13 protein-coding genes are annotated in these 12,165 nt (G+C 42.0%); all 13 read right to left on the bottom strand.

Annotation, left to right across the window (positions count from 1 at the left end):
• Positions 1 to 331 precede the first annotated feature (331 nt).
• The 13 genes from LDL79_RS06785 to hemC all read right to left on the bottom strand — a co-directional run bounded on the left by LDL79_RS06785 (position 332) and on the right by hemC (position 12,163).
• Positions 332 to 2,023 (bottom strand): ABC transporter ATP-binding protein, encoded by a 1,692-nt coding sequence (locus LDL79_RS06785; RefSeq protein ID WP_225599660.1) that lies wholly within the window; start codon positions 2,021 to 2,023, stop codon positions 332 to 334.
• 30 nt (positions 2,024 to 2,053) lie between these two features.
• The gene (locus LDL79_RS06780) at positions 2,054 to 2,767 is read right to left on the bottom strand and encodes a 3'-5' exonuclease (protein WP_225599659.1); all 714 of its coding nucleotides are present in this window, start codon (positions 2,765 to 2,767) and stop codon (positions 2,054 to 2,056) included.
• A gap of 2 nt (positions 2,768 to 2,769) precedes the next feature.
• Positions 2,770 to 3,909 (bottom strand): serine hydrolase domain-containing protein, encoded by a 1,140-nt coding sequence (locus LDL79_RS06775; RefSeq protein ID WP_225599658.1) that lies wholly within the window; start codon positions 3,907 to 3,909, stop codon positions 2,770 to 2,772.
• A gap of 36 nt (positions 3,910 to 3,945) precedes the next feature.
• Positions 3,946 to 4,419, bottom strand: coding sequence for a methylated-DNA--[protein]-cysteine S-methyltransferase (locus LDL79_RS06770; protein ID WP_225599657.1), 474 nt, complete (start codon positions 4,417 to 4,419; stop codon positions 3,946 to 3,948).
• The gene (locus tag LDL79_RS06765) at positions 4,416 to 5,594 is read right to left on the bottom strand and encodes a CNNM domain-containing protein (RefSeq protein ID WP_225599656.1); all 1,179 of its coding nucleotides are present in this window, start codon (positions 5,592 to 5,594) and stop codon (positions 4,416 to 4,418) included. The genes LDL79_RS06770 and LDL79_RS06765 overlap by 4 nt, the downstream gene beginning before the upstream one ends.
• Before the next feature lie 116 nt (positions 5,595 to 5,710).
• Positions 5,711 to 6,700 (bottom strand): porphobilinogen synthase, encoded by a 990-nt coding sequence (gene hemB, locus LDL79_RS06760; RefSeq protein WP_225599655.1) that lies wholly within the window; start codon positions 6,698 to 6,700, stop codon positions 5,711 to 5,713.
• Between the two features lie 34 nt (positions 6,701 to 6,734).
• Positions 6,735 to 7,637, bottom strand: a complete 903-nt coding sequence (gene hemF, locus LDL79_RS06755; protein WP_225599654.1) for an oxygen-dependent coproporphyrinogen oxidase — start codon at positions 7,635 to 7,637, stop codon at positions 6,735 to 6,737.
• Positions 7,638 to 7,655: 18 nt separating this feature from the next.
• A complete protein-coding gene (locus LDL79_RS06750) occupies positions 7,656 to 8,282 on the bottom strand; it encodes a hypothetical protein (protein ID WP_225599653.1) in 627 nt (208 codons plus the stop codon).
• A complete protein-coding gene (locus tag LDL79_RS06745) occupies positions 8,279 to 9,019 on the bottom strand; it encodes an EI24 domain-containing protein (RefSeq protein WP_225599652.1) in 741 nt (246 codons plus the stop codon). Before LDL79_RS06745 ends, LDL79_RS06750 begins: the two co-directional genes overlap by 4 nt.
• Complete coding sequence (locus LDL79_RS06740; RefSeq protein WP_225599651.1) at positions 9,016 to 9,507, bottom strand: DUF6973 domain-containing protein; 492 nt, start codon at positions 9,505 to 9,507, stop codon at positions 9,016 to 9,018. Before LDL79_RS06740 ends, LDL79_RS06745 begins: the two co-directional genes overlap by 4 nt.
• A complete protein-coding gene (hemE, locus tag LDL79_RS06735; RefSeq protein WP_225599650.1) occupies positions 9,504 to 10,535 on the bottom strand; it encodes a uroporphyrinogen decarboxylase in 1,032 nt (343 codons plus the stop codon). The genes LDL79_RS06740 and hemE overlap by 4 nt, the downstream gene beginning before the upstream one ends.
• A gap of 33 nt (positions 10,536 to 10,568) precedes the next feature.
• Positions 10,569 to 11,225, bottom strand: coding sequence for a uroporphyrinogen-III synthase (locus LDL79_RS06730; RefSeq protein ID WP_225599649.1), 657 nt, complete (start codon positions 11,223 to 11,225; stop codon positions 10,569 to 10,571).
• Positions 11,226 to 11,245: 20 nt separating this feature from the next.
• The gene (gene hemC, locus LDL79_RS06725; RefSeq protein ID WP_225599648.1) at positions 11,246 to 12,163 is read right to left on the bottom strand and encodes a hydroxymethylbilane synthase; all 918 of its coding nucleotides are present in this window, start codon (positions 12,161 to 12,163) and stop codon (positions 11,246 to 11,248) included.
• Positions 12,164 to 12,165: the final 2 nt, after the last annotated feature.

Raw genomic sequence — 12,165 nt, 5'->3', positions numbered from 1 at the left:
ACCCTAGGAATTGCAAACAGAGGTTGTTGTTTAGCTTCAAAATAGGAGTATTTTGATGTTATGATTTGTTAAAAAAACCGCGAGGGGAGCCTTGCGGTTTTTATCTTTTAGAAACCCTGAATCGTAAGATTCCAATTATAAAAACAAACACCTTTATTATCAAAGGTGTTTTTTAGTCTTAATAATCTATGTTTCATTAAAAGCATCGCCCAATGCGTACACTTACCCAACCCGTGTCCTTCTTCCAAAAAATAACATATAGTTTTAAAGCAACCGTAGCGGTTATTGCAATGCTGTGGTACTTGGTACGTAAAGTGTTTTTCTTTATGTTTTAAATCCCTTTTGGGATTGCATTAATAAGTGCTTGCGTATAATCGCTTTGAGGAGCAGCGTACACCGCATCGGCCTCTCCGGTTTCTTCAAATTGTCCGTTGCGCATTACAAGTAAACGATCTGAAATATATTTTACTACAGCAAGGTCGTGAGAGATAAATAAATACGTAAAATTATACTCTTCTTTTAAGGTGTTCAAAAGATTGAGCACTTGAGCTTGCACCGAAATATCTAAAGCGGAGACGGACTCGTCACAAACAATAAATTTAGGTTTTACAGCGATGGTACGTGCGATACCTATACGCTGGCGCTGACCTCCACTAAACTCGTGCGGATAACGGTCATAATGCTCGGGAAGTAATCCTACCTGCTCCAGCAATTTTAAGGCTTCTGCTTTGCGCTCTTTTTTTGATGTATAAAGTTTATGAACTTCCATGGCTTCGGTGATTGCTTGACCTACTGTTAGGCGTGGATTTAAAGAGGAATATGGATCTTGAAAAATAATTTGAATATCTCTACGCAGCTTCCGCAATTCACGGGTTTTTAAACGCGTTAAGTCGGTACCCTGATAAAAGATATGACCGGAAGTCACTTGATCTAATTGAAGAATTAAATTACCTAACGTAGACTTTCCGCAGCCGCTTTCACCCACAAGCCCTAAGGTTTCGCCTTCATAAATCTTAAAACTCACATCATTTACAGCCTTGATGGTTTCTTTTTTTCCAAAGAATGAAACTTTACTATAATACTCCTTTTGAGCATTTTTTATCTCAAGCAACGGAGTTTTTGAATACAGTTTTTGGTGTTTCGCTATTCTTACCGCCTCGCTTACCGCAGATGCCATTGGCTTTTGATTTAAGAAATCAGCAACCGTAGGTAGGCGCTCCAAACGCTCTTTTGTAGAGGGCCGGGCGTAAATAAGCGCTTTAGTGTATTCTTCCTGAGGATTTTTAAAAATAGACACCGAACTCCCACGCTCAACAATCCTTCCCTTATACATCACGATAACACGATCTGCGATCTCGCTCACCAGCGAAAGGTCGTGCGAAATAAACAGGATGCTCATTCCTGTTTCTTTTTGAAGCTCTTTTAAGAGCAAAATAATCTCTTTTTGCACCGTTACATCAAGTGCTGTCGTAGGCTCGTCTGCGATGAGCAATTTGGGTTTACAGGCGATCGCCATTGCGATCATCACCCGTTGTTTTTGACCGCCGCTTATTTCGTGCGGATAGGCCTTAAAAACGCTCGCCGGTCTTGGTAATTTAACCTGTTCAAAAAGTTTAAGTGTTTCGGTTTTGGCTTCTTGGGCCGATAGTTTTTTATGACGTTGCAGTATTTCGGTGACTTGTTTACCGCAGCGCATCGAAGGATTGAGCGAACTCATAGGTTCTTGGAAGATCATCGAGATCGCATTCCCGCGTATTTTCTGAAGTTCTTGGGTAGAGTAGTTGAGCAAATCTGCGCCTTCAAAAAGAATTTCGCCCGAAGAAATGTCAACACTCTTTTGAGGCAATAAACCTAAAACAGCAAGATTGGTTACCGATTTCCCGGAGCCTGATTCCCCAACGATTCCCACGATTTCATTAGGAAGAACATTAAAACTAATGTCGTGTAAAACTGCATTGGTGTTGTTACGGGATTTAAATCCCAGACTTAGATTTTTTACCGAAAGAAGTGGCGCTTGATTCACATTTTAAAAGTACAATTTATCTGAAGCAATCTAGACGGAAGTCACCTCGTTTTCTTGTAGCAATTGCTCGTTACGCAGACGAAGTACGATCTGTGCAACAGCAACCACATCGCGCTCACAATATTCTATAATACGTTTGATATCATTCTCTTTGTAGAAAACTTCACAAACCTGACTGCCGTCGATATCGGTTTTAGGAGATGGGATATTTAAAATTTTGGTGAGTAATTTTAAGGAAGTGTAGTGCTTATAATCACCAAATTTCCACAGTTCTAATGTATCTAAATGCGGAACTTCCCAAGGTTTCTTTCCAAATAAATCCAGCTTAAACGGTAGCTTTATTCCGTTGATAATCATTCTTCTCGCAATAAATGGAAAATCGAATTCTTTCCCATTATGGGCGCAAAGTACGTGTTGGGGTTTATTGTAATGCTCGGTCAATAATTTTTTAAAAGCGAGCAGCTGCTGCTTTTCATCTCCATGAAATGAAGTCGTTCTAAAGCTTCGGCCTTGTTCTGTGTTGTGAAAATATCCTACAGAAATACAAACGATCTTACCAAATTCCGCCCAAATTCCGGCACGGTCGTAAAAAGCTTCAGCGGGAAATTCGTCTTTTCGTTGATACTCGGTTTTATCGGCGTAAAGCTGTTGCAATTCGGGATCCAAATCGCTGAAATGCTCGTGCTGCGGAACCGTTTCAATATCTAAAAAAAGAATGTTTTCAAGCTGAAGTCGGGAGATCATAGTCAATTTATTTTATAAGCTTCTTCAAGATAGGCGTCCATTTCATCAGGATAACCGGTCGCATTGGTTTTACCCCGGCTGTGGCCCAGGCGCACTACTATAAGATCATCTTCAGGAATCACCATCACATACTGCCCCAAGTGCCCGCGCATCATAAATACCTTTTTATCCTTAAAATCTTTCAGCCAAAATCCGTAGCCGTACGGTTCGCCTTCAAATCTGGGCGTGATCGACTTGGCTACAAAGGCTGAGTCTAGAATTTGTTTGCCATTCCATTCACCATAATCTTTATACAGTTTTCCTAAACGCGCAAAATCCCGAGCGTTAGAAGCGATACAGCAATAGGCTTTGACAAGGCCGCCTTCTTCACTGTCTAATTGCCAAAGCGCATCTTGGTTGGCGCCCAGAGGTTTCCATAAACTTTCAGAAAGATAATCGGCTAGTTTTTTACCGGTGGCCCGCTCTAAAACCATCGCGAGTAATTGCGTGTTTCCGCTGAGGTATTTATATCCGGTTCCCGGTTTTTCTTTCATTCCCAAACCGAGCATCACGGGTTCCAGATGGTCATCAAAATACGCACGTGTCGTCACAGAAAACGGACTGTAATACGACTCGTCCCAATTGAGTCCGCTGGCCATCGATGCTAAATCGCCCACGGTCATTTGCGCTGCAGTTCCTTCTGAATATTCTGAAATAAAATCACCTACAGGCTGATCTAAACTTTTTATGTAACCATCTTTTATAGCTTTTCCCAACAATGCCGAAACATAACTTTTGGCCATCGAAAAAGAATTGCTTTTAGAATCCTGACCAAACCCATCATAATAATCTTCAAAAACAATACTGTCGTTTTTGATCACCATATAGGCGATTGAACCAAACTCTTTATGAATCTGCATCAGTTCATCGCTCAGGGTGTAGTTGTTGTAGTTTTTAGCATGCGGCCAGGGTTGCGCAGTTCCTGCTTCAATGGTGGTGTTGTCAAACTTTTTATAATCCTCGAGGTAGGCCGTGGTGTGACCCGTGAAATATATTGTGCGCACGGCTTTGATCAAATAGTTGTAATCAAACACATACAATGCGATGATGAGTATGAGGATCAGGCTGATTAAGCTTAAAAAGATGCGTTTGAGTATTTTCATAACTTAAAGATACCCAAAAAATTAAATGCGGAACGTTTAGAAAAGCGATTGCTGCGTCACCGGACTTTCGTGCTCCAGCAGCCATTTTTTACGCCAGATGCCGCCGGCATAGCCAGTCATAGATTGGTCACTGCCAATGACGCGATGACAAGGAATGATGATAGCAATAGGGTTTTTACCATTTGCCGAAGCAGCTGCGCGAATCACTTTGGGATCGCCCAGATTTTTAGCCATTTGTAAATACGAAGTGGTTTTTCCGAAGGGAATCTGGCTGAGTTCTTGCCAAACGCGTTTTTGAAAATCGGTGCCTTGCGGGTTTAGTTTAAGGTCAAAATCAGTGCGATTTCCATCAAAATATTCTTGTAGTTGAATCACAGCTGTTTTTAAAGCATCCGGAATTTTTTCGCTCTGCGGAAATTCCTCCTCCAAAAAAGTTACCGCTGAGATTCCGTTTAGATCACCGCTGATTTCAAGAGTTCCCATTGGAGAAGCTATAAAGACTTGATTCATTCTGAAGGTTTATCAGTATCCGGTCTGTCTTCGTGTTTGACATCGGTGTCGTGCTGCGGAGAAAGTTTTACCTCTTTAACCGGTTCTGGAGCTCGGTCTAAAACAATTCCCATACGTTTTGCGCGTCTTTCCCAATTTTTACGGGCTTGTACCTGCATATCTTCGATATCATCGCTCTCATCCATAATCTCGAGTCCAAGAAGGGTCTCGATGATGTCTTCCATAGTGACGATACCAATGGTGTTTCCAAATTCATCGGTGACTAAAGCCAAATGACCACGGCTCGAAACAAAGGTGTCAAAAAGCTGTGGAATAGGTTGGTCTGCATCTACGATCAAAATATCACGTCTGATGTCTGCTAGCGTTTTTTCACCGCGTTCTTCAACAATTTCTTCAAGAACATCATCCTTAAGAATAAAACCGGTGATGTTATGCGATTTGTCTTTAAAAACCGGAATTCGTGAGAATTTTAAATGGGGGTGTTGCTTCTGAAATTCTTTGAGGGTAATGGTCTCATCTTCTGAAATAACCACCGGAAAAGGTGTCATCACGTCTTTGGCCATCACCGATTTAAAAACCAGCAAGTTCTTAATTACAGTAGTCTCATTGTCTTCAAAAACTCCTTCTTTTTCGGCAGCATCAGTGAGTGCCATAAACTCTTCACGACTCATCGTACCTACGTGCGCAGATTTCCCTACGAGTTTGGTCACTTGCATTAAAAGCCATAAAACACCAGTGTATTTTAAAAGAAGCAAAATGATCTTAAGGGACTTTGCGGTGAAATTCCCTAAGGATTTCCAGTAAGTTGCGCCAATGGTTTTAGGGATAATTTCTGAAAGAACTAAGATCGCCAAGGTCATTACTGTTGAAACCAAACCAACAAAATTGATTCCTAAGATGTTGACATCGTAGCCAGATTCTGCAGCCATTTTACCGGCTTGATCGCCCACTAAAATCGCACCTACGGTATGCGCGATCGTGTTTAAAGTGAGAATAGCGATAAGCGGCTTGTCAATATCCTTTTTAAAATTGGCTAAGGTTTCGGCATATTTTTTCCTTTCTTTGGTTTTAATTCTGATAAAACTAGGTGTTATACTGAGTAAAACAGCCTCAAGAATAGAGCAGAGAAACGAGAAAAAAATCGATATAAATGCAAAAGCGATGAGTAGCAGCATAGTGTCTTAAGATATAGGCTAATATACCATATTGAAAAACGTGCGCCAAAATCTTATGAAAAGCTTAGGGGAAAACATAAAAAAAGAGGCTCCTAAAGCCTCTTTTTATTTTCAGTCTAAGAAATCAATTTAACGACATCTTTTGCAAAATAACTCGCGATAAGGTCTGCGCCGGCACGTTTGATCGCGTAGGTTTGTTCAAGAACTACAGCGTCGTGATCAAGCCAACCTTTTTCGGATGCGGCTTTGATCATTGCATATTCACCACTTACCTGATACACAGAAACCGGAATATTCACCGCATTTTTAATATCGCGTACGATATCCAGATAGCAAAGACCCGGTTTTACCATCACGATGTCTGCACCCTCGTCAACGTCCATCAAGGTTTCTTTGATCGCTTCTTCGCGGTTGGCGTAATCCATCTGATAGGTTTTTTTATCTTTCGGAACATCTTTAAGATCTACCGGAGCACTGTCAAGCGCATCTCTAAACGGACCGTAAAACGCCGAAGCATATTTCGCAGAATAACTCATAATCCCAACATCATGATGCCCTTCATCTTCAAGAAGGGTGCGCATTTCAAAAATGCGACCATCCATCATATCGCTGGGCGCGATAAAGTCGGCACCGGCATTGGCGTGTGATAATCCCATCTCGGCAAGAACCGCACTCGAGTCGTCGTTGATGATCTTTCCGCCACCTACGATCCCGTCGTGACCAAAAGAAGAGAAGGGGTCAAGCGCAACATCGGTCATGACTACCATTTGCGGCTCGGTTTCCTTAACCGTTTTGATGGCGCGTTGCATCAATCCGTCTGGGTTTAAGGCTTCGGTACCGGCGTTGTCTTTTAATTTATCGTCAACTTTCACAAAAAGCAAAACGCTTTTAAGGCCTAACTTCCAGAGTTCTTTAATTTCCTTCTGAAGGTTGTCTAAACTCAAGCGGTAATAGCCCGGCATTGATGCGATTTCGTCTTTTACACCTTTTCCTTCTACCACAAAAAGCGGAACGATAAAATCACTTGGGGTTACTATGGTCTCACGCACCATTGCACGTAAAGCTTCTGAAGTACGTAATCTTCTATTTCTTCTTAATGGGAACATAATATTCTTTTTACTTAATTCTTATTACAATTTTTTACACCCAATCCTTAGGATTCTTTAAAACGTCTACCAACTTTGCTTCGGGGCTTCCCGGCTCGGGATGGTGATCGTAGCGCCACTGTACCGCCGGCGGAAGACTCATCAATATACTTTCAATTCTTCCATTAGTTTTTAGCCCGAAAAGTGTGCCTTTGTCGTGAACAAGATTGAATTCTACATAACGACCGCGACGCACTTCTTGCCAATCACGCTCTTTTTCGCCGTAAGCTAGATCTTTTCGCTTTTCTAAAATAGGAGCGTAGGCCGTGAGAAAACTATCGCCAACCTCGGTCACGAAGTTGTACCAGTCTTGCATTGAGCGTTCATCGGTAGCTTTGAGGTAGTCAAAAAATAAGCCGCCAAGACCACGGGCTTCCCCGCGATGACTGTTGTAAAAATACTCGTCACAACGCTTTTTATACTGCGGGTAAAACTCCGGATCATGCTTGTCACAAGCTGTTTTACACGTCTGGTGAAAATGCTGCGCATCTTCTTCACAAAGATAATAAGGCGTTAAATCTTGCCCGCCACCAAACCAAGAATCTACAAGGTTTCCGGCTTTGTCAAGCATTTCAAAATACCGCCAATTGGCGTGCACTGTAGGCGCATACGGATTTTTAGGATGAATGACGAGACTGAGTCCGCACGCAAAAAAATCAACGTCACCTACCTTAAAATACTGTTGCATCGCCGGGGCTAGTGGGCCGTGCACTTCAGAAATATTAACGCCGCCTTTCTCGATCACATTTCCGTTCTCGATCACTCGGGTGCGGCCACCGCCACCTTCTTCACGTTGCCAAAGATCCTCTTTAAAGGTAGCCTTGCCGTCAATAGCTTCAAGCTTTGCGGTGATCTGGTCTTGCAGGTTTTTTATATAGCTAACAAACTGTTCTCTCATAAAATTTTATTTGTGGTCTTAACGCGTGGCAATAGAAGATTTTTGTGCTCGATTAATGAGTTTGACCTCAATTAATGCTAGAATTAAATAATAAATACAACCAAGACATAAAGCTGTTTTGGGATCTTCGTTGAAAAGTCCGCCACTACTGTTTTGTTCAAAATAGCCCGATTGTTTTAAAAAGGGTTCATTTAAACCTAAATCGGGTAAAATAGATTGGCTAAACAGGACTACAAATATCAAAACAAAATAGATGCCTGCCGCCAGAATAGAGGTTAAAATAGCCCGGGAGCGTATCGCTTCGGAAACATCAGAAAACGCAAAACGCATTCTGTTTAGCATAATGAGCAAATAGCTAACAATGATAAAAGGATTGTTTCCGGCTTTAAAAAATCCGTAAGCGAAAACGCCATAAAAGGGAAAAAACAGGAACAAGGACATTTTACGGGGTGCTAGCGCCATAAAAACACCACTATGTACCAGAATAAATTCAAAAGTTATGAAAAGCGTAAGCGTGGTAATGGTATCAATATCCCCATACTGCGGCCAGCACCAGAATTTAAAATATTGAAAGGCCAGCAAAAGATTCATGGCCACGCCGGTGTAGACTAATGAAGTGTCATATTTTTCTAAAATACGCATCATAGACTTTGCTTTTTAAGAAGCTGAAGGGTAGTCGTACTTGCGGCAGTTACCGAAATAGGCAACACCAAAATAATTCCCACAAACGGAATGAGCAGAAACAGCATAAAAACGATACCGTTTCCGGTGGCAAAACCGCGATGCGCTTTAACAAAGTTGATGCTTTCACGATAGCTAAAATGGCGTTCCAGCGTATAGTCCATATTTCCAAAACCGGCATAATAGGCCTGAATCAGAAAGAGACTTGCAGTTGCCAAAACACCAACCACAGGAATCAGACTCAAAAGTAAAAAAGGAATGCTCAAAAGTAGTTCCCAAGCTAAATTGCGCAGGTTGATCTTGAGACCGCGTAAAAGCTGACTCGCATTTGAAGTATTGCGATGTTGATGCACATTAGCATATAAATGAGCTTCTATTTTTTCTGAAACCGGACTCATAAACGGAGCGGACAAGGCCATAACAATGTGCTTGTAAGCGATAAGGCCGAAAGCAATGATGAGGAGCGCGCCGGCAATATCGCTTATGGTGCGTACAGTGCTGGCGCCCCATTCCCAGATCCATAAGGAAGAAATCAGGCCTCCAAGATCGTCAGAAAAGCCATAAGCACTAAAGCCAATACTTAAAGCCGTAATAAAGCTAATGAGCATGGGGACTGCAAAGTATTTCCAAAGGTTTAGCTTACTTATGAGCGGTAGCGCATCTTTGTAAGCTAGGAGTCCGTTGAGCATTGCTTTAATCATGACTTAGGAATATAAACCAATCTATTTTGGTGATTTTCTGCTTCGGCAGGACTGGCTATTGCGATCGCATTTTCGGCAGCTTCCCGTAAAAAATGAATTGCTTCAGCTTCAGGTCTGTTTGCAAACATGCGAAGGGCTTGTATACCAAACGCATTGTTGTGCAAATCCATCACACGATCCATTTTTCGGTTTACAAAAAGTTCTTCGTGTAAATCTGTAAAACGCTGAGCCCAATCTTGCGCCTGGCGCAGGCTTTGTGTTTTTTTATACACTGCTTGGCCTAAAAGAATATTCCAAACGGCGTGTCTAAACGCATTTGCTTTATTGCTTTTATGGTGGGTGTTTCCGTAGTATTTAGTGGCGATTCTCAAGGCTTTTTTTGAGGCCTGTGCCGTCAGAAAAACGTATCCCGGGTTTTGAACAAAAAGACCTGCCAGCTTAAAAAGCTGAGAAAAACTCAATCCTTTTAAACGGGCAAGTATGCTCATCGCTCAGCTTTGTATTCTTTTACGGCTTCAATAAACGCACCGGCGTTTTCTAGCGGAATATTCGGTAGAATACCATGGCCTAGATTCACAATGTATTTGTCTTTTCCAAAAGCGTCAATCATTTCGGTAACCATACGTTTGATTTCCGCCGGAGGTGAAAACAAGCGTGTAGGATCAAAGTTTCCTTGAAGCGTAATGTTGCCACCGGTTAGGTAGCGTGCATTACGAGGGCTGCACGTCCAATCTACACCTAATGCCGAAGCACCACTTTTTGCCATTTCGCCTAGCGCAAACCAGCAGCCTTTTCCGAAGGCAATCACCGGAATTTCTTCTTTTAAAGCATCAATGATCTGCTGAATGTATTGCCAGCTGAATTCTTGATAATCTACCGGAGAGAGCATTCCACCCCAGCTGTCAAAAACCTGAACAGCATTAACACCGGCTTTTACTTTCTCTTTCAAATATAAAATTGTGGTATCTGTGATTTTCTGAAGCAGCGCGTGTGCAGCTTCGGGCTGAGTAAAACAAAACTCTTTTGCGATATCAAAGTTTTTTGAACCTTGACCTTGAACGCAATAGCATAAGATCGTCCACGGACTACCGGCAAAACCTATCAACGGAATCTCGTCGTTGAGTTTCTCCTTAGTCATTTTAATCGCGTCCATAACATAACCCAGTGTGTCGTTAATGTCCGGTACGATCACACGCTCTAGGTCTTTATGAGAACGAATAGGATCTGGCAACCACGGCCCGATGCCAGGTTTCATCTCTACGTGAATATTCATCGCCTGCGGAATCACCAAAATGTCACTGAATAAAATCGCGGCGTCCATCCCGTAACGACGTATGGGTTGCACGGTGATCTCACTGGCAAGCTCTGGAGTTTGGCAACGAGTAAAAAAGTCGTATTTCGCTTTGATCTCTTGAAATTCGGGTAAATAACGTCCCGCTTGACGCATCATCCACACCGGAGGGCGCTCTACCGTTTCTCCCTTTAATGCTCTTAAAAATAAATCGTTCTTGATCATAATAGTTTCTTGTCGTCTCGAGCGCACCCGAGGTTAGTTTAAAGCCTTTACCGCCCGCGCAATAACACTCTCAATGGTAGTGGCATTGGCAACGGTAACGTTTTGGGTATGTTTTTGAACTTCGGCGGCGGTGGTGTTACCAATACAAACCGAAAGCATATTCTTAAAATGATTTACAGCCGAAAAACTTTGTACTCCAGACGGACTGAAAAAAAGAACGGCGTCAAATTCCTGTTTAAATTCTTGCGTATTGAGCTGTGTTTTATAGCAAACGATTTCCTCAAAAGACACTTGATTTTTAGTCAAATAATCTGGAAGTTCGTCTCTTCTTATTGCACTACAAAAGAATGAAAAATGCGCGTTTTTGTAGTTTTTCACGATAAAATCGGCTAAATCTGCTGCATTTTGAGCGGTTTTCACCACTTTAAAACCTTTTTTGATTAAGGAACTTTCGGTTTTAGAACCTACGCAAAAACAGCTGAACGTTTCGGTATTTAAATCGGGTTGCGTCTTTAAAAAAGCCTGAACCCCATTTTTACTCGTGAAAATCAGATTTTCTAAGTTTTTTGGAAATTCAACATCCAGAAATTCAATTTGAATCGCATCATATTCAACCACCGAAAAACCAGCGCCCAAGATCAAATTCTTCTGGGCAGAGGTGAGTTTTTTTGTGGAAAGAATGCTTTTCATTATTGAGGATGAGGGGATTTTTAAAGTTCTTTTTTAATAGCTTCCATCAATTCGCGGCCGCCTTCTTCCAAAATTTTTAAAGCACATAGCGCACCAAAATCCTGACATTCTGATACCGGAATGTTTTCTTTGATCTCTAATTTTTGAGTTCCATCTAGGCTGAAAAGCGCTCCGTGAAAATGAATATGATCGTCTTCAATTTTTGCGATCGCACCAATAGGAGCGGTACAACCACCTTCTAATTTCCGAAGAAATTCGCGTTCTACTTTTGTGGTAAGCGCTGCATCAGCATCATTGAGTTTTGCACAAGCTTCTTTGCAAAAAGCATCATTGTCCATTACTGCGATCACCATCGCACCTTGTGCCGGAGCCGGAATCATCCAGTCTAAAACTTCGTGATTTTCGGGCTTCAAATTAATGCGTTCTAAACCGGCTTTTGCAAACACCGCTCCCGCCCAATCATTATCGGCTACCTTTTGCAGGCGGGTGTTTACGTTTCCGCGGAGATCAACTACTTGATGCTTTGGGTACTTATTAAGCCATTGCGCTTTGCGGCGTAAACTTCCCGTAGCAATAGTAACAGAATCTGAAAAATCTGTAGTGTTTTTATCACCTTTAAAGACAAAAATATCTTCGGTAGCAGCGCGAGGTAAAACTGCACCTTGCACAATGCCTTTAGGAAGTTGCGTAGGAACATCTTTCATAGAATGAACCGCGATATCTACGTCGCCATTGATCATCGCAACATCAAGAGTTTTGGTAAAAATACCGGTTATTCCTAGTTCGTAAAGCGGTTTGTCAAGGATAAGATCTCCGGTTGATTTTACCGAGATCAACTCGGTTTTATAACCTAAAGATTCTAATTGATTCTGTACGGTGTGTGCCTGCCAAAGCGCTAGTTCGCTATCGCGGGTGCCTATGCGTATGGTTTTTGCCAAAG

This window comes from Leeuwenhoekiella palythoae, assembly GCF_020310025.1.
Classification (GTDB): domain Bacteria; phylum Bacteroidota; class Bacteroidia; order Flavobacteriales; family Flavobacteriaceae; genus Leeuwenhoekiella; species Leeuwenhoekiella palythoae.
The sequence above is the reverse complement of the archived record's forward strand: the minus strand, read 5'-3'. Positions and strand labels throughout refer to the sequence as shown.